At 73.3% G+C, this 16,311-nt stretch carries 16 protein-coding genes; 2 read left to right on the top strand and 14 right to left on the bottom strand.

The window, feature by feature from the left end; all coding sequences use genetic code 11:
• Positions 1-26: 26 nt before the first annotated feature.
• Together ACIBAI_RS08340 and mgrA are read right to left on the bottom strand one after the other, a co-directional pair.
• On the bottom strand, positions 27-437 hold the full coding sequence (locus ACIBAI_RS08340; protein WP_399032078.1) for a hypothetical protein: 411 nt from the start codon (positions 435-437) through the stop codon (positions 27-29).
• 328 nt (positions 438-765) lie between these two features.
• Positions 766-1,758, bottom strand: coding sequence for an L-glyceraldehyde 3-phosphate reductase (gene mgrA / locus ACIBAI_RS08335; protein WP_399032076.1), 993 nt, complete (start codon positions 1,756-1,758; stop codon positions 766-768).
• 139 nt (positions 1,759-1,897) lie between these two features.
• Here mgrA and ACIBAI_RS08330 point away from each other — a divergent pair, with 139 nt between their 5' ends.
• Together ACIBAI_RS08330 and ACIBAI_RS08325 are read left to right on the top strand one after the other, a co-directional pair.
• Complete coding sequence (locus ACIBAI_RS08330) at positions 1,898-2,782, top strand: LysR substrate-binding domain-containing protein (protein WP_399032074.1); 885 nt, start codon at positions 1,898-1,900, stop codon at positions 2,780-2,782.
• Between the two features lie 25 nt (positions 2,783-2,807).
• A complete protein-coding gene (locus ACIBAI_RS08325) occupies positions 2,808-3,323 on the top strand; it encodes a DUF664 domain-containing protein (protein WP_344606662.1) in 516 nt (171 codons plus the stop codon).
• Here ACIBAI_RS08325 and ACIBAI_RS08320 read toward each other — a convergent pair.
• The 12 genes from ACIBAI_RS08320 to ACIBAI_RS08265 all read right to left on the bottom strand — a co-directional run bounded on the left by ACIBAI_RS08320 (position 3,305) and on the right by ACIBAI_RS08265 (position 16,289).
• Complete coding sequence (locus ACIBAI_RS08320; protein ID WP_399032072.1) at positions 3,305-4,384, bottom strand: adenosine deaminase; 1,080 nt, start codon at positions 4,382-4,384, stop codon at positions 3,305-3,307. The genes ACIBAI_RS08325 and ACIBAI_RS08320 overlap by 19 nt on opposite strands.
• A gap of 94 nt (positions 4,385-4,478) precedes the next feature.
• Positions 4,479-4,874 (bottom strand): VOC family protein, encoded by a 396-nt coding sequence (locus ACIBAI_RS08315; protein WP_399032070.1) that lies wholly within the window; start codon positions 4,872-4,874, stop codon positions 4,479-4,481.
• 158 nt (positions 4,875-5,032) lie between these two features.
• The gene (locus tag ACIBAI_RS08310) at positions 5,033-5,470 is read right to left on the bottom strand and encodes a glutaredoxin domain-containing protein (protein WP_399032068.1); all 438 of its coding nucleotides are present in this window, start codon (positions 5,468-5,470) and stop codon (positions 5,033-5,035) included.
• Positions 5,471-5,927: 457 nt separating this feature from the next.
• A complete protein-coding gene (locus tag ACIBAI_RS08305; RefSeq protein ID WP_399032066.1) occupies positions 5,928-6,821 on the bottom strand; it encodes a glycoside hydrolase family 19 protein in 894 nt (297 codons plus the stop codon).
• A gap of 581 nt (positions 6,822-7,402) precedes the next feature.
• The gene (locus ACIBAI_RS08300) at positions 7,403-8,296 is read right to left on the bottom strand and encodes a virginiamycin B lyase (RefSeq protein ID WP_399032064.1); all 894 of its coding nucleotides are present in this window, start codon (positions 8,294-8,296) and stop codon (positions 7,403-7,405) included.
• Entirely contained in the window at positions 8,211-9,236 is a 1,026-nt protein-coding gene (locus ACIBAI_RS08295) for an alpha/beta fold hydrolase (RefSeq protein WP_399032062.1), read from the bottom strand. The genes ACIBAI_RS08300 and ACIBAI_RS08295 overlap by 86 nt, the downstream gene beginning before the upstream one ends.
• A 470-nt stretch (positions 9,237-9,706) precedes the next feature.
• Positions 9,707-10,627: an RNA polymerase sigma-70 factor gene (locus ACIBAI_RS08290; protein ID WP_399032061.1), complete on the bottom strand. Its 921-nt coding sequence runs from the start codon at positions 10,625-10,627 to the stop codon at positions 9,707-9,709.
• Positions 10,624-11,829, bottom strand: coding sequence for an NAD(P)/FAD-dependent oxidoreductase (locus tag ACIBAI_RS08285; RefSeq protein WP_399032059.1), 1,206 nt, complete (start codon positions 11,827-11,829; stop codon positions 10,624-10,626). The genes ACIBAI_RS08290 and ACIBAI_RS08285 overlap by 4 nt, the downstream gene beginning before the upstream one ends.
• A 250-nt stretch (positions 11,830-12,079) precedes the next feature.
• Complete coding sequence (locus ACIBAI_RS08280; RefSeq protein WP_399032057.1) at positions 12,080-13,222, bottom strand: LLM class flavin-dependent oxidoreductase; 1,143 nt, start codon at positions 13,220-13,222, stop codon at positions 12,080-12,082.
• 25 nt (positions 13,223-13,247) lie between these two features.
• Complete coding sequence (locus tag ACIBAI_RS08275) at positions 13,248-14,432, bottom strand: SfnB family sulfur acquisition oxidoreductase (RefSeq protein WP_399032055.1); 1,185 nt, start codon at positions 14,430-14,432, stop codon at positions 13,248-13,250.
• Positions 14,429-14,989, bottom strand: a complete 561-nt coding sequence (gene ssuE / locus ACIBAI_RS08270; protein ID WP_399032053.1) for an NADPH-dependent FMN reductase — start codon at positions 14,987-14,989, stop codon at positions 14,429-14,431. The genes ACIBAI_RS08275 and ssuE overlap by 4 nt, the downstream gene beginning before the upstream one ends.
• 82 nt (positions 14,990-15,071) lie before the next feature.
• Positions 15,072-16,289, bottom strand: coding sequence for an acyl-CoA dehydrogenase family protein (locus tag ACIBAI_RS08265; RefSeq protein WP_399032051.1), 1,218 nt, complete (start codon positions 16,287-16,289; stop codon positions 15,072-15,074).
• Positions 16,290-16,311 lie beyond the last annotated feature (22 nt).

The raw sequence follows: 16,311 nt of genomic DNA, 5'->3' as shown, positions 1-16,311 counted from the left end.
TGTGCGCCTGGTGTGGGGCCGGGTCCTCAGGCGACGGACACGATCAGCGCGGGGAGGGTGCGCTGCATGCGCAGGGCGTCCACCGACTCGGCGAGCAGTTCGTACTCGGTGGTGTCGTCGCTGACGGCGATGCGCACCAGCCGTCCGGCGGCCAGTTCGTCGGCGGCCTGTTCCTGCCGGGTGACGTCGCCGCACCAGGCCCGCAGCACGGTGGGCACGTCGGGCACGGTGTCGGCGACCGGGACGAGCGCTCCCGGGGGCACGTGCCCGGTGTCGGGCTGCGGGTCGAGGCGCTGGGCGATCCAGGAGGCGCGGTCCCGCAGCCACCACAGGGCGAGGGCGAGCGTGGGCGCCCGGTAGGTTCCCAGGGGGACGCCGATGCGCCGGCCGTCGCAGGCCCCGTACGCGGTGACATGGCACAGGAACTCGTCGTGCACCTCGACCTCCCCCGCTGCATGGCCCGCCCGCCGGCCCGGCCCGGCTTCCCGCGCGGCTCGTGTGCTGTGCGTGAGGGCGCCATCGCGTGACGTGAAGCGCTCTCGCTGTCGAGTATGTTGACTACTGAAACACTGTCACCACATTTTTCCGGCCAGTCTCCTGGCATATTCGTCCTGGTTTCTGGCCGAAACGCGACGGCTCCGGTGACGGGTTCCCGGCCCCGGGGCCCGCCGGGCGAGGGGCCCGCGCACCGGCACCGCACCGCCCCGGCGGAGCGGGCCGGGGCGGTGCCGGAGGCGGGCGGCCGGCTCCGTCGCCGCGGGCGCGCTACGGCTGGACGACCGCGTCGATCCGGGCCAGTTCCTCGGCGTCGAAATCGAGGTTGCGGATGGCCGCGACGCTGTCCTCCAGCTGCCGCGGGCTGCTCGCGCCCACCAGGGCCGAGGTCACGCGCCCGCCGCGCAGCACCCAGGACAGGGCCATCTGGGCCAGGGACTGGCCGCGGGAGCCGGCGATGTCGTTCAGCCGGCGCAGCCGGGCCACCAGATCCTCGGTGAGCGCGTCGGAGTTCAGGAAGGGGCTGTCGCTCGCGGCCCGCGAGTCCTCGGGGATGCCGTCGAGGTAGCGGGCGGTCAGCACGCCCTGCTCCAGCGGCGAATAGGCGATGGAGCCGACCTGGAGCTCGTCGAGGGTGTCCAGCAGGCCCTCCGTCTCCGGGCGGCGGTCCAGCATCGAGTAGCGCGGCTGGTGGATGAGGAGCGGGGTGCCCAGCTCGCGCAGGATGCGGGCGGCCTCGCGGGTCTGCTCCGCGGTGTAGTTGGAGACGCCGACGTACAGCGCCTTGCCCTGCTGGACCGCCGAGTGCAGGGCGCCCATCGTCTCCTCCAGCGGAGTGTCCGGGTCCGGGCGGTGCGAGTAGAAGATGTCGACGTGGTCCAGGCCCATCCGCTTCAGGCTCTGGTCGAGCGAGGACAGCAGGTACTTGCGCGAACCCCACTCGCCGTATGGGCCGGGCCACATCAGGTAGCCGGCCTTGGTGGAGATGACCAGCTCGTCGCGGTACCGCGCGAAGTCCGCCCGCAGCGCCTCGCCGAACGCCGACTCGGCGGCGCCGGGCGGCGGGCCGTAGTTGTTGGCCAGGTCGAAGTGGGTGACGCCGAGGTCGAAGGCGCGGCGCAGGATGGCCCGCTGGGTCTCGACGGGGCGGTCCGGGCCGAAGTTGTGCCACAGGCCGAGCGAGAGCGCGGGAAGTTTCAGGCCGCTGCGTCCGGTGCGCCGGTAGGGCATCTCCGCGTAGCGGTCGGGGTGTGCGGTGTACAACGCGACTCCAGGAGGTCGGCACGGGCGGCACCGGTGTACGGGACCGGTGCCGGAGGAACCGGGGTCCACTCTGGCGCGACCTGCGGGCATGGGTCCAACAGAAGAATCCGATGAGATTCAGCGGATACGCTTCTCAGTCATGGAACTGCGCCACCTCCAGCACTTCGTCGCGGTCGCCGAGGACCGGCACTTCACCCGGGCGGCGGAACGGCTGATGGTGTCCCAGTCGGGCCTGTCGGCCTCGATCCGGGCGCTGGAACGGGAGCTGCAGACCCCGCTGTTCGTGCGGACCACCCGCCGGGTGACGCTCACCCCGGCCGGGCGGGCGCTGCTGGGCGAGGCGGAGCGGATCCTCGCGCAGGTGCGGGCCGCGCACGAGGCGGTGGCCGCGGTGCAGGGCGTGCTGCGCGGCATGCTCGCCCTCGGCAGCGAGCAGTGCATCGCGGGGGTGAACGTGGCGGGACTGCTGGCCGCGTTCCGGCGGCGCCACCCGGACGTGGAGATCTCCCTCAGGCAGGCGGGCTCGGGCGCGCTCGCGGAGGAGGTCGCCGCCGGGCGCCTGGACCTGGCGTTCGCGGTCCGCACCCGGGAGGACAGCGACCAGCTGCGGTCGGTGCCGCTGGCCGGGGAGCCGATGACGGTGCTGTGCCATCCCAGCCACCGGCTCGCCGCCGCCGGCGCCGCCGTCACGCCGGAGGACCTGGGCGGCGAGGTGTTCGTCGACTTCCATCCGGACTGGGGGCCGCGCCGCACCACCGACGCCGTGTTCGCCGCCGCGGGCGTGCGGCGCGGCGTCGCGCTGGAGGTGAACGACGTGCACAGCCTGCTCGACCTGGTGGACGAGGGCCTCGGCATCGCCGTCGTGCCCCGCCACTTCCGGCTCAAGCGGGCCTCGCTGACCGCCCTGCCCGTGAAGGGCACCGGCGAGACGGTGTACGAGACCGTCGCCCTGCTGCCGCCCCCGCAGGCCACCAGCCCGGCGGCGCGGGCGCTCATGGAGCTGCTGGAAACGGGCGGCGGGTGAGCGGGGAGTGCGCCATGGTGGTCGTATGCACGCGAAGGACATCCTCATCGACGGCTACGGCCGCATCCGGGAAGAGGTCCATGCCGCCGTCGGGGGCCTCGGCCCCGACGGCCTGAACGCCCGCCCGGCCGCGGACGCCAACTCGATCGCCTGGCTGGTCTGGCACCTGACCCGCGTCCAGGACGACCACGTGGCGGACGCCTTCGGGCTGGAGCAGGTGTGGCTGGCGCAGGGCTGGGAGGAACGCTTCGGTCTCGGACTGCCGCGCCACGACACCGGGTACGGCCACAGCTCCGCGAAGGTCGGCAAGGTGCGGGTCGACTCCGCCGACCTGCTGACCGGCTACTACGAGGCCGTGCACGAGCAGACCCTCGGGGCGCTGCGGGAGCTGACCGCGAAGGACCTGGAACGCGTCGTGGACGAGAACTGGGACCCGCCGGTCACCCTGGGCGTGCGGCTGGTCAGCGTCCTGTCCGACGATCTGCAGCACGTCGGACAGGCCGCCTATGTGCGGGGGCTCCTTCAGAGCACGGCCGCGTAGCCCGGCAGGACGACGTCCTCGACGAGGGCCCTGCGCTCGTCGAAGGGGAGGAAGGCGCTCTTGAGGGCGTTCACGGTGACCGTGCGCAGGTCCTGGAGCGTCCAGCCCGCCTGCTCCACCAGCAGCGACATCTCGCGGGTCATCGTCGTGCCTGAGACCAGGCGGTTGTCGGTGTTGAGGGTGACGCGGAAACCGAGGTCCTTCAGGGCCGTGATCGGGTGCTCGGCGATCGAGGCGGCGGCGCCGGTCTGCAGGTTGGAGGTCGGGCACATCTCCAGGGCGATCCGGCGGTCGCGCACCCAGCCGGCGAGGCGGCCGAGCTTGCCGGCCGCGAGGTCGGGGATGTCGTCGGTGATGCGCACCCCGTGTCCGATGCGCTGGGCGCCGCACACCTGGATCGCCTGGTGGATGCTGGGCAGGCCGTGCGCCTCGCCGGCGTGGATGGTGAACGGCACGTTCTCGCGGCGCAGGTGCTCGAAGGCGGCGAGGTGGTCGGCGGGCGGGAAGCCGTCCTCGGCGCCGGCGATGTCGAAGCCGACGACACCGGCGTCCCGGAAGGCGACGACGAGGTCGGCGATCTCCCGGCTGCGGTCGAACATCCGCATCCCGCACAGCAGAGTGCCGACCCGGACCGGGGTGCCCGCGGCCGCCGCCTTCGCCATGCCCGCCGCCAGGCCCTCCTGCACGGTCTCCACGACCTCGGACAGGGTCAGCCCGCCCTTCAGCATCAGCTCGGGGGCGTAGCGCACCTCGCCGTAGACGACGCCGTCCGCGGCGAGGTCGAGGACGTACTCCTCGGCGGCGCGCAGCAGGCCCTCGCGGGTTTGCAGGACGGCGAGGGTGTGCTCGAAGGTGGCGATGTAGCGGACCAGGTCGCCGGAGTTGGCGGCCGCGAAGTACCAGGCGGCGAGCTCGTCGGGGTCGGTGGCGGGCAGGGGGTGGCCGACCGCGTCCGCGAGCTCCACCACGGTGGCGGGGCGCAGGCCGCCGTCGAGGTGGTCGTGCAGCACGGCCTTGGGCAGCCGGTGGAGGGTGTCGGTGTCGATGCGGGGCGCGGTCATGCGTGGGGCGTCTTTCGTCGGTCGGGAAGGCGTCGGTCGGGGCCGACGCCCGGAAAGGCGTCGGCCGAAGTCGCCGGCGGGGCGCGGGCCGGGGTCAGCCGGCGGCGGGCTGGAGCAGGTCCCAGCGGTTGCCGTACAGGTCCTGGAAGACGGCGACCGAGCCGTACGGCTCGTGCCGCGGCTCCTCCAGGAACCGCACGCCGGCGGCGCGCATCCGGGCGTGGTCGCGGGCGAAGTCGTCGGTGTGCAGGAAGAAGCCGACGCGTCCGCCGGTCTGGTCGCCGATCCGGGAGCGCTCGGTCTCGTTCTTGGCGCGGGCAAGCAGCAGCGCGGCCCCCGGTGCCGGACCGTCCGGCTCCACGACGACCCAGCGGGAGCCGTCGGGGCGGGGCGTGTCCTCGGCGAGCCGGAAGCCGAGGGCCCCGGTGTAGAAGCGGATCGCCTCGTCGTAGTCGTCGACGACGAGGGCGACCAGGGCGATGCGTGACATCGGCGCCTTTCGGGACGGGTGGTTGACGGGAGAGGTTATACGTAAAACCCGCAGGACGCCAGTCGGTCCGGAACGGTCTTCGGGCAGCCGGCCGCGAGCGGCCCCGGGCGACGGCCTCTCGGCCCCCGGGCGCCGCTCCGGTGGTGCACCGCTCCCGATCACACGGAGGAGGGGAGGTGTCCGCGCACCCATTCGGGATCGGGGTTGGTGTGCGGCCGGCCCTTCACGACGACAGTCGGCACGGTCTCATCGCCGCCGTTGGCCGCCCTCACCGTCGCCGCTCCAACCGGGTCACGCCAGATGTCGACCCAGTGCAGCCGGCGGGCGCTGCGGCCCAGCCGGATGCGCAGGCGCAGGCAGTACTTGCAGCCCGGCCGCCAGTAGACGACCGGCCGGCCGTCGGCCGCGCTGCGGCGTTCCGCCTCCAGCGCGCCGATCGGCCTCGGGAAGACCAAGGGCGAGTTCACCCCCGCGAGCAGCACGAACACCGGCAGGATCGCCGCGGCCCCGCCGGGGCTGCCGCCGAGGACCAGTCCGGTCGCGACGGCCGAACCGCAGAGCACGAGCAGCGTCGGCAGGATCCAAGCGCGCATCATGGCCACGCAGACTATTCGGTGAGGGGAAGTGCCGCTCGGGACAGGCCGCTCACCCGGGCGTTCGCCGGACGGGCAGCCCCCGCATGAGCATGCGCTCCGTCCCCTCGTCGCGCGGTCGCCTCCCGGCCCGTGACCGGGGCCGGAAGACGGGTTCGGCGGACGGCCCGCTCCGCGGATCGCCGCCCCCGGCCGGCGCGGGCGCTCCGGGAGCCGGCCGGACCAGCCCTTCGGCCCGCGGCTTCGAGTCGGCGGGGAGCCGGCGGCCGTGCCGCGTACGTCTCCTTCCGGGTACGCCCGCGGGCGTACCCGGGCGTGGCGCGGGGAGCACGAACCGCCCGGACGGCACCTCGTGCGGGACGGGGTCCGGGCCGCGCGGGGGCGGGCGGGCCGGAGGACGGCGCCGCCCGCCGGCCGCGCCCGGCGCGGCCCGGCGGGCGGGTACGCGGTCCGGTCCGGGTCAGCAGTAGAGGTTGCCGCCCGGCGGGACGCCGAGGATCTGGGCGAACTGCTGGTACTTCGTCACCCGGCTCTGCACCTGGGCCGGGTTCTTCCCGTCGCACTCCAGGGAGCCGTTGATGGAGCGGATCGTCTGGCCGAAGCCGGCGCCGTTCACCATGGCGTTGTGCGGGGTCATGGTGCCGGGACCGCTCTGGGTGTTCCAGTACCACAGGGCCGTCTTCCAGGCCACGGCGGCGTCGTTCTGCACCAGCCACGGGTTGTTCAGCAGGTCGATGCCGAGCGCGTCGCCCGCGGCCTTGTAGTTGAAGTTCCAGCTGAGCTGGATCGGGCCGCGCCCGTAGTAGGCCGCCTGGCCGGCCGGGCAGCCGTAGGGCTGGCTCCAGTCGCAGTAGTGCGGGTAGTTGGCGGTGTTCTGCTCGACCACGTGCACCAGTCCGCCGGTCTCGTGGCTGACGTTGGCGAGGAAGGCCGCGGCCTCCTGCTTCCTGGTGGTGTCGCTGCCGGTGTTGGCGAAGCCGGGGTAGGCGCCGAGCGCGGCGGTGAGGCCGCTGTAGGTGTAGAAGGGGTTCCGGTTCGGGAACATCTGGTTGAACTGGGCCTCGCTGACGACGAACGAGCCGACGGGCGTGCCGGAGCCGCCGCTGTCGCAGGCGTACGGCTCCCAGTACCAGGTGCTGATGGTCGGGTCGTAACCCGGGTTGTCGTGCTCGGCGATGTACGCCTTGCCGTCGGTGTAGCGGACGATGTCGCCGGTGACGTACGGCTTGCCGGCCACCCAGCTCGGATAGCTGGAACACGCGGCGGCGGAGGCCTCCGCGGCCGGCAGCAGCACCGGCGCGGCGGCCGAGAGGGCGAGCGCGGTCACGAGGGCGGACAGGCGGCGTCTCGACACAGGGATCAACTCCTTCGTGCGACACGACCGCCCCCGGCGGGGCAGGGTGAGGCAAGGCCTGCTGCGGGGCGCGGCCGTGGTGGGGGGTGTGGCAGCACACTCAACCGTATTGGTATGTACCAGTCAAGGGTGTAGACCAATCTTGGCCATCCTGCCCGCCCCTCCCCCGGACCGCGCCCGACGATCCGTCAGATCCGGCCGCGCCCCGGCCCGCCGTGAGGCGAAACCCCCGGGAGCCTGCCGGAGTACGTCAATCGACCCCGTGCACGTGAACACCCTGATGCTCCAGGACGTCCCCGACGAACCGAAGCGGGAAAACCCCTCGCATCCGCCGACCGGCGCGGCCCGACCCCGCTGTCCTGGTCGCACGTCCGGCCATGCGGTGAGGTGAACCTCGGCATGGACACCCGCCCCGGCCTCGCCGCGACGGCCGTTCCCGGCCCTCGGGCCGCGGACGGCGGGGCCGTACGCTCACCGTGGAGAAGGCATCGAGCAGGTACGGCACGTCGATCGGGCCGCGGCGGCCTCTGGCGCGACACGACACCGGCACACGGCCGACCTGGGCGGTTCTCCGTCCCGAGCTACGGTTCCAACCGCGCGACTCCTCCCGTCTCAAGTGCCGCCCACAGGGCGCCGTCGGAACCCACGGTGATGCCGTGCGGCTCGGACGACGGCGACGGCAGGCTGTACTCGGTGATCTCGCCGCTGTCGGTGATGCGGCCGATGCGGTTGGCTCCCCATTCGGTGAACCAGCAGTCCCCGGTGGAGGCGGCGACGATGGCGTGGGGTTTGGCCGTGCGGTCGGGGAGCGGAAACTCCTCGATCCTGCCATCCATCGAGATCCTGCCGATCTGGCCCGCTGCGATTTCGACGAACCACAGGGCGGCGCCGTCACTGGTGATGCCCACGGGCGCGGCGCCGGGGGTGGGGAGCGGGTGTGTGACGACGTCCCCGCGGACAGTGATGCGGCCGATCGCGTTCGCCTGGTTGAGGGTGAACCACAAGGCCCCGTCAGGGCCTGCGGTGATGGCCAAGGGGCAGGCGCCCGTACCGGGAAGGACGAACTCGGTGATCTCCCCTTTGCAGGTGATGCGGCCGATACGGTCGGTGTTCATCTCCGTGAACCACACCGCGCCGTCCGGACCGGCGGTGATGCCGAAGGGTCCGCTGCCGGGCGTCGGTACGGGGAAGGATTCCGTCTCACCGTCGGCGGTGACGCGGCCGACCCGGTGGTCCTGGAACCGGGTGAACCACAGTGCTCCGTCGGGCCCGGGAGCAATGACCGCAGGACGACACTCGGACGAGTCCAGGGGGTATTCGTCGAGTTCGCCGTCGAGGGTGAGACGCGCGATGCGACCACTGTGCACGAGGGTGAGCCACAGCGCACCGTCAGCTCCGGCCGCGATGCCGTAAGGCCCGGCGTCCTTGCCCGCCACGGAGATCTCTCTGATGGTCGGGGCGTTGGAACGGTGCACGGCGACTCCTCGTGGAGCGGTGGGGCGAAGATCGATCGACGTTCCCGGCCGATGTCGCGGCTCGGTCCCGCACCAGGTCGAGAACGATCGCAGCGAGGTCGGCAGGCCGGGTCATGGGGACGTTGTGATTCGAGCCGATGTCGGTCAGCCGGCGGCCGGGGACGGCGTCGACGACGGCGCGCACCTCGTCGCGCCGTGAGGCGCAGAAGCCCTCCTCGGCCAGCACGATCGTCATCGGACAGGTGAGGCGGTCGTACACATCGACGGCCGGGAGGACTTCCGCATCGGGCTCCACGGCGGTGACGGTCGCGGCTTCCCCGACGGCCGGCCGCCGTACCCACCGGTGACCGCGGCGCATGAAGGAGCGCCGCGTGACCTCCTCGACGAGCCCGGGTCGTGCTCCGGCGTTGAGCCAGTCCCCTCCGGCCTCCCGCACGCACTGCTCGACATGGGCGCGCATCTGGTCGTCGTCGGCTTTCCAGCCGTAGCGGAACATCGTCCGCAAGCGGTCCGCCGCCTCGGTGGTCCGCAGGTCGGCATGCTCGGCGAGTGACGCGTCACGGTCATCGAGCACCACGCCGTCCACGGTGCAGAGGGCGGCCGGTTCCACAAGTCCGCCGGCAGCGGCGGCCGTCACCGCGTACCCACCGGTGGAGTGGCCCACCAGCACGGGGCGGTCCCGGGCCGGCGCGGTGACGACGTCACCGATGTCTCGCCAGTACTGCTCGGGACCGGTGGAGTCGAGCCGGCTCTGCCCATGGCCACACAGGTCGAGGGCGACCGGACGGCGCTCGCTCACCAGACGGGACGCCACGTCCGTCCAGACCGCAGCGTTGTGTCCGCTGCCGTGGACGAGCAGCACGCCCGCACCGTGACCGCCGAAGTCCACACCGGACGGAACCCCGTCCACGACGGGGAGTTCGATCCCTGTTCCGATCACCACCGCACCCTGTCCGCGAGGGGACCACCGGTGCAACCGCTTTTCTCACAGGAGGTCAGAAAAGGGTGAGGGTGCGCTGAGACCGTGCCGGGGAGCGGACACGCGGTGGGGCCGAGGAACATGCGTGTCAGGTCGTGTGCCGGGAGGCCGTTTCAGGGCCGGATCCACGGCCGGTGCTCGTCACCCACGCCGCCCGGGCACCGGGCTCGCCCGCCTGTCCTACGGTCGGGCCCGCGCCCTGCCGGCCGGGCACGCCGTGGCACGCGGCCCGGTACCGGCTGGGATTCGCACGAGTATCGCCGCTCCGCCCTGATCCACCTTGGTGAGCGGGGCGCCTGGCTGCCGATGCTCACGGCGGAGTCCCGGCGCAGGAAGCCGGGGAGCTTCCACCGCTGCTTCGAGCCGTCCCCGGGGCGGTCGCCGGACTCACCAGCCTGCTCGCGCCCGGCGGCAGCATGCGGTGACGACGCTCACCGCGTTCCGAGGTCGTAAGCGGTGCCGTCGGCGACGGCCTGCAGCTTGTCCGGGTTGGCCACGTTGTGGATGGCGGTGATTCGGCCGTCGCGGTCGAAGTCGAAGGTGACGGTGGCGATCACGCTTTCCGGCCCGCTGAACACGATGCCCGGCCCACCGTTGATCTCGACGAGTTCGGCTCTCCTGTCGGCAGACTCGACACCCTGGTAGGTGACGGTGCCGATGGCCGCGAACCAGGCGGCCACCGTGGCCGCGCCCGCGACCGGACGCAGGGCCTGCCGGACCTTGCCGCCGCCGTCGGTCCACAGGGTGACGTCCGGGGAGAGCAGTTCCATCAGGGCGTTGACGTCCCCGCCGGTCGCGGCGGCGAAGAACCTCTCGGTGGCCTCGCGCTGCCGCGACCGGTCGGCGGCGAAGCGCGGCCGCCGGGCCCGCACGTGCTCGCGGGCCCGGTGCGCGGCCTGCCGCACCGCGGCTTCGGAACGCTCCACGGCCTTGGCGATCTCGGCGTAACTGAAGTCGAAGACCTCCTTCAGCACGAACACCGCACGCTCCAGCGGGCTGAGCGTCTCCAGCACCACCAGCATGGCCATCGACACCGACTCGGCGTCCGTGACGATCTCGGAGGCATCCCCTCCGGTGAGGACGGGCTCCGGCAGCCACGGCCCCGCATAGGTCTCCCGCTTGTGCCGGGTGGAGCGCAGCCGTTCCAGCGCCAGGTTCGATACGATCCGCGTCAGGTACGCCTTGGGGTCGGCCACCTGCGAGCGGCCCGTGGCGGACCACTTGATCCAGGCGTCCTGGACCGCGTCCTCGGCGTCGGCGACGCTGCCCAGGAGGCGGTAGGCCACGGAGAACAGCAGCCGCCGGTGCTCGTGGAAGACCTGCTGGTCGGGATGGGGGGACGGGTCGGTCACCGGGCCTCCCGGACCCGGGTGGAGCGGCCTCCGCGGGGCCAGATCGCGCCCGAGGCGGGCATCTTCTTCATACGGCCGTAGGCCGGCCAGGGCGAGGCGGTCACCGCCTCCTTGTACCAAACCGCCGTGCGGCCGGTCAGGCAGATCCGGCGCGGGCTGTCATCGGGCCGTGTGAACTGCACCACGGCGTCACCGCGCCCCAGGCTCACCGGCGTGTGGTAGTAGCCGAAGCGAAACGGCTTGGGCTGCCTGCCCCTGAGCACCCGGTCGATCGACAGCGCAGCGTGCACACCGGCCGGCATGCCGCTCTGGCATGTGCCGTGCATGACGCCGTATCCCTGGCGGATCGCGGCCGCGTCCCCGATCGCGTACACCTCGGGGTGGGACACCGACCGCAGCGCGGCGTCGGTGACGATGCGTCCGCGCTCGTCGACGGCCAGCCCGGCGGCGGCCGCCAGCGGCGAGGTCCGCGTGCCGCCCGTCCACAGGACCGCGTCGGCCGCGATGCTCTCCCCGCCCGCCAGTTCCACCGCGTCGGGCAGCACCTTCACCACCTCGACGCCGGCGCGCACCCGGACGCCCAGCCGGTCGAGCGCGGCATGCAGATACGCCCCGGCCTTCGGGGTCATGGCCGCACCGGGCTCCTGCCTGCCCAGCAGCACCACGCTCAACCGCGGATGCCGCTCGGCGATCTCCGCGGCCGACTCGATGCCGGTCAGCCCGCTGCCCGCGACCACCACCGTGCCGCTGCCGAGCCGCGCCAGCCGGTCGGCCAGCAGCTCGGCGTCCCGGGTGCTGCTCAGGGTGTACGCGTGGTCCTCGGCCCCCGGTACCGCCGAGGTGCCGGCGACGCCGCCCAGCCCGTACACCAGCGTGTCGTAGGCCAGCACCCGGCCGTCGTCGATCCGCACGGTCTTCGCATCCGGATCCACCGCCGTCACCCAGCCGCGCACGAACTGCGCGCCCGTGCCCTCCAGCAGCTGCGGGACGCTCAGCTCGGCGAGCCGCTGCCCGGTCGCCGCCATGTGCAGCCGCATGCGCTCGGTGAACCGCTCCTGCGCGTTCACCACCGTCACCCGCACCCCTGCGCGCCGCCTCACCCGGGCCGCGAGCTGGACGGCCGCGGCCACGCCCGCGTACCCAGCCCCCAGGATCACCACGCGGTGCGCGGTCGCCGTGCCGGTCTCCTGCCGTGCGCTCATCGTTCCGTCCTCCTCGGCTCGCCTGCTGACGCCCACCAGATGGGAGCAGGCGGCCCGGACGTGACACGGGTTGAATGTGACATATATCACAGCAGGGATCCGGGGGCCCGCCGGAGGCGGGCGAAGCGGTGCGGCCGGCCCGCGAGGGGGGCGTTCCCGCCGGCGCGGGACGGCCGGCCGAGGTACGCCGGGCGCACCTCGGCACACCGGCGGCGGATCGGCCCGCCGCCGGCGTCCCGCTCGCGAACGGCTAACCCGCGAACGGCACCTGGGCCGAGGGGGCGGGCTCCGTGGCGAACGGGTGCCGCCACAGCCCCTGCGCGGCCAGCCGCGGCAGCACGCCCTCGCCGAACCAGTACGCCTCCTCCAGGTGCGGATAGCCGGACAGGACGAACTCCTCGACGCCCAGGGCGTGGTACTCCTTGATCCGCTCGGCGACCTCGTCGTGGCTGCCGACCAGCGCGGTGCCCGCGCCGCCGCGCACCAGGCCGATGCCGGCCCACAGGTTGGGGTGGATCTCCAGGCGCTCGCGGCTGCCGCCGTGCAGGGCGAGCATGCGCCGCTGCCCCTCGGACTCGCTGCGGGCGAGCCCGGCCTGCACGGACCGCACGGTCTGCGGGTCGAAGCCGTCCAGGAGGCGGTTCGCCTCGGCCCAGGCCTGCCCGGCGGTGTCGCGGGTGATGACGTGCAGCCGGACGCCGAAGCGGAGCGTGCGGCCCTGCTCCGCCGCCAGCGACCGGATCCAGGCGATCTTCTCGGCGACCTGCGCGGGCGGTTCGCCCCAGGTGAGGTACACGTCGACGTGGCGGGCGGCGACCTCGCCCGCGAGGGGCGAGGAGCCGCCGAAGTACACCTCGGGGACCGGGTCGGGCACCCGGGCCAGCGCGGCGTCCTCGACCCGCAGGTGCTCCCCGGCCAGGTCGACGGTCTTGCCCTCCCACAGGCCCCGCACGATCTCCAGGAACTCCCCGGTGCGGCGGTAGCGGGCGTCCTTGTCGAGGAAGTCGCCGTAGGCGCGCTGCTCGTGGCTCTCGCCGCCCGTGACGACGTTGAGCAGCAGCCGTCCGCCGGTCTGCCGCTGGAAGGTGGCGGCCATCTGCGCGGCGAGCGTGGGCGAGACGAAGCCGGGGCGGAAGGCGACCAGGAATTTCAGGCGTTCGGTGTGCCGGCTCACCATCGCGGTGGTCAGCCAAGCGTCCTCGCACCAGGCTCCGGTCGGCGTGAGCGCGCCGACGAAGCCCAGGTCCTCGGCGGCGCGGGCGATCTGGCTCAGGTAGGCGACCGTGGGCGGCCGGTCCCGTCCGGAGGCGGTGGCCGGGGTGCCGTGGCCGCCGCCGACGACATGGCGGCTGTCGCCGTTGGTGGGCAGGAACCAGTGGAAGGTGAGGGACACGGGGATCTCCGATCGGGGGCGTCCGTTACAGCAGGCCGTGCCGGGGCGGCCGGGTGCCGTGCAGCACGTGGCGGCCGAGGTGCTGGATCTTCCAGCGAGCCGGGTCGTGCAGGGTGTGGGTGCGGGCGTCGCGCCAGTGGCGGTGCAGGTTGAGCGAGGCGAGGGCCGAGCGGGTGCCGGCGACCTCGAAGAGGGCTCCGGCGACCTCGACGGCGGCCGCCGCGGCGTGCGCCTTCGCGGCGGCGACCGCGAGGGAGGCCTCGGCGGCCGAGTCGTCGGTGAGGCGGGCCGCGGCGGCGTCCACCGTGCGGGCGGCCTCGCGCAGCAGCGCCTCGGACGCGCGCACGCTCAGGTCCAGTTCGCCGAACCGCTGGATCAGCAGCGGGTCCTCCCCGGCCGTCTCGAACCCGCTCTCGAACCAGGGCCGGCTCCTGGTCCGGACGAACTCGGCGGCCTCGGCCAGCGCCCCCCGGGCGATCCCGGTGTCGATGGCGGCGTGCAGCAGCTGGGCGACCGCGCCGTGCAGCTGCGGGCCCTCGAAGGTGAGGTGGTGCGGGAACACCCGGTCGGCGGGGACCGGTACGGCCTCCAGGCGGACGGTGCCGCTGGCGGTGGTGCGCTGGCCCATGCCGTCCCAGTCGTCGATCACGGTGAGACCGGGGGCGTCGCGCGGCACGAGGGCGACGTGCAGCAGATCGTCCCCGGCGCGGGCGAGGACGGGGATCCAGTCGGCGAACAGGGCGCCCGTGGCGTAGTGCTTGACGCCGTCGAGGACGTACGAGCCGTCCGGCCGGCGCTCCAGCCGGGTGCGGATGTCCTGCACGTGCTTCGTGCCCGCCTCCGACTGGGCGTTGCCGAGGCGGCGGCCGGCGAGCAGTTCCGCGTAGAAGAACTTCCGCTGCTCCTCGGTGCCCTGGCGGCGGATCACGTTCACGTACACGAAGTGGCTCTGCGGGATCTGGGCGATGCTGGCGTCGGCGGTGGCCAGCAGCCGGAAGATCTCCGCGAGGGTCTCGTGGCGGACGTCCGCCCCGCCGTGCTCGGCGGGCACGGTGACGGCGAGCAGGCCGGAGGCGGAGAGCCTGGCCACCTCCTCGTACGGCAGTCCGCGTCCGGCGTCGCGCGCGGCGGCGCCCGCGCGGAACTCCTCGGCGAGGGCGGCGGCGACGGTGAGCGCCTCGGCGTCGTCGGCGATCAGGTGCGCGGTCATGCCGCCCGGCCCGCCGCCAGCGCCGGGACGGGGCCCAGCGCCGCCGAGAACTGGTCGACCACCTGCGCCAGGGCCTCGAACGCGGCCTGGGCGACGGTGAGGGAGCCGTCCTCGTGCACGGTGATGTCCTTGTCGAGGGTGAACCAGCCCTGCACGATGTGGGCCGCGCCCATGGAGTTCAGCACCGGGCGGAGCGCGTAGTCGATGGCCAGGACGTGGGCGGTGGTGCCGCCGGTGGCCAGCGGCAGCACCGTCTTGCCGGTGAGGGCGTACTGCGGGAGCAGGTCGAGCAGCGCCTTGAGGACGCCGGAGTAGGACGCCTTGTAGACGGGGGTGCCGACGACGACCCCGTCGGCGCGGGCGACCAGCTCGGTGGCCCCGACGATCGCCGGGTGGCGGAAGTCGGCGCCGAGCAGCGCCTCGGCGGGCAGGGTGCGGACGTCGAGCGGGATCACCTCGTGGCCGTGCGCGACCAGCCGGTTGTCCAGGTGGCGCAGCAGTCGGTCGGTGCGGGAGGAGGCGGAGGGGCTGCCGGAGACGGACAGGACGGTGGCCATGGGGTCCTCTTCTCGGAAGGCGTTCACGGCGGGCGCCGGGCCCGGGGCGCCCACGTGCGGCGGGCGCCCCGGGCGGGATCGGTCAGGAGTACCAGGTGGGCTCGGGCAGTTCGCCCTCGAGGACCCAGCGGCCGACCTCGCGGCGCTTGTAGGCGACCGGGTCGTGCAGGGTGTGGGTGCGGACGTTGCGCCAGAACCGGTCGAGGCCCTCGGCGGTGGTCGTGGAGCGGGCGCCGGTGACCTCGAAGATGCGGTTGGTGATCTCCAGGGCGACGTCGGTGGCCCGGGCCTTGACCGCGGCCACCCGCACCTCGAACTCGCCGCGCGCCTGCTCGGTCACCGCGTCCGGGTCGTCGTGCAGCTTCTGCCCCTCGGCGGCGACCGCGTCGGCGAGCGCCTCGACGGCCCACAGCTTGGCGGTGAGGTCGCCGTAGGTGTCGACGACGTACGGCTCGTCGACCGCGCGCTCGTACCCGCCGTGCAGCCAGGGCCGCGTCTTGGTGCGGGTGTAGGCGGCGGCCGTCTCCAGCGCGCCGGCGGCGATGCCGAGGTAGAGGTTGACGAAGACCAGCTGGATGGTGGGGACGTTGAGGGTGTTGTAGACGCGCGGCTGGAACTCCTTGCCGACGTAGCCGGCCGCCGAGGACCACGGGGTGCGGACGCCGTCGATGGTGACGCTGCCGCTCTCGGTGAGCCGCTGGCCGATGTTGTCCCAGTCGTCGTGGAAGGTCAGGCCCTCGCTGTCGGAGAGCACGATGGCGAAGACGTGCCGGTCGGTGCCCTCGAAAACGCCCTCCAGGACAGTGACGTCGGAGACCTTGCTGCCGGTGGAGAAGGACTTGCGGCCGGTGAAGACCAGGTCGTCGCCGTCCTCGGTGACGACCACGTCCTTGTCGCGCGGGTTGACCGCGCCGCCGAAGAACCAGCGGTTGCGGGCGGCCTCGGCCTCGACGTGCTCCCACTGCTCGCGGGTGCCGACCAGGCGGGCGGCCCAGTTCCACAGGTAGTGGTAGCCGAGGAGCTGCCCGATGGAGCCGTCCGCCTTGGCGACCTCGCGCACGACGCGGTAGGCGGTGGGCCAGTCCTGGCCCGCGCCGCCGTGCTCGACGGGGCCGAGCAGAGTGACGAGCCCGGAGTCCTTCAGCAGCCGGACCTCGGTGTACGGGGTGGCGCCGGCCCGGTCGCGCTCGGCGGCGTCGGTGGCGAGGACGGCGGCGACCTCGGCGGCGCGGGCGATCCACTCCTCGGCGGTCTTCGGGGTGGGGCGGGTCCGCCAGTCGGCGGGCGTGGCGGTGCTCATGGGTGTCGGCCTCTCTCGTGGT

Source organism: Streptomyces sp. NPDC051041, assembly GCF_044456065.1.
Lineage (GTDB): Bacteria > Actinomycetota > Actinomycetes > Streptomycetales > Streptomycetaceae > Streptomyces > Streptomyces glaucus.
This window is presented reverse-complemented; position numbering and strand designations above follow the sequence as displayed.

Excerpts from the sequence above, each read along its gene's own strand:
- ACIBAI_RS08275 (WP_399032055.1), bottom strand. The coding sequence starts at position 14,432 with ATGACCGCGCACCTGATCGCCGACGACGCCGAGGCGCTCACCGTCGCC.
- ACIBAI_RS08325 (WP_344606662.1), top strand. The coding sequence starts at position 2,808 with ATGCACGCGAAGGACATCCTCATCGACGGCTACGGCCGCATCCGGGAA.
- ACIBAI_RS08315 (WP_399032070.1), bottom strand. The coding sequence starts at position 4,874 with ATGTCACGCATCGCCCTGGTCGCCCTCGTCGTCGACGACTACGACGAG.
- ssuE (WP_399032053.1), bottom strand. The coding sequence starts at position 14,989 with ATGGCCACCGTCCTGTCCGTCTCCGGCAGCCCCTCCGCCTCCTCCCGC.
- ACIBAI_RS08330 (WP_399032074.1), top strand. The coding sequence starts at position 1,898 with ATGGAACTGCGCCACCTCCAGCACTTCGTCGCGGTCGCCGAGGACCGG.
- ACIBAI_RS08285 (WP_399032059.1), bottom strand. The coding sequence starts at position 11,829 with ATGAGCGCACGGCAGGAGACCGGCACGGCGACCGCGCACCGCGTGGTG.
- ACIBAI_RS08310 (WP_399032068.1), bottom strand. The coding sequence starts at position 5,470 with ATGATGCGCGCTTGGATCCTGCCGACGCTGCTCGTGCTCTGCGGTTCG.
- ACIBAI_RS08320 (WP_399032072.1), bottom strand. The coding sequence starts at position 4,384 with ATGACCGCGCCCCGCATCGACACCGACACCCTCCACCGGCTGCCCAAG.
- ACIBAI_RS08265 (WP_399032051.1), bottom strand. The coding sequence starts at position 16,289 with ATGAGCACCGCCACGCCCGCCGACTGGCGGACCCGCCCCACCCCGAAG.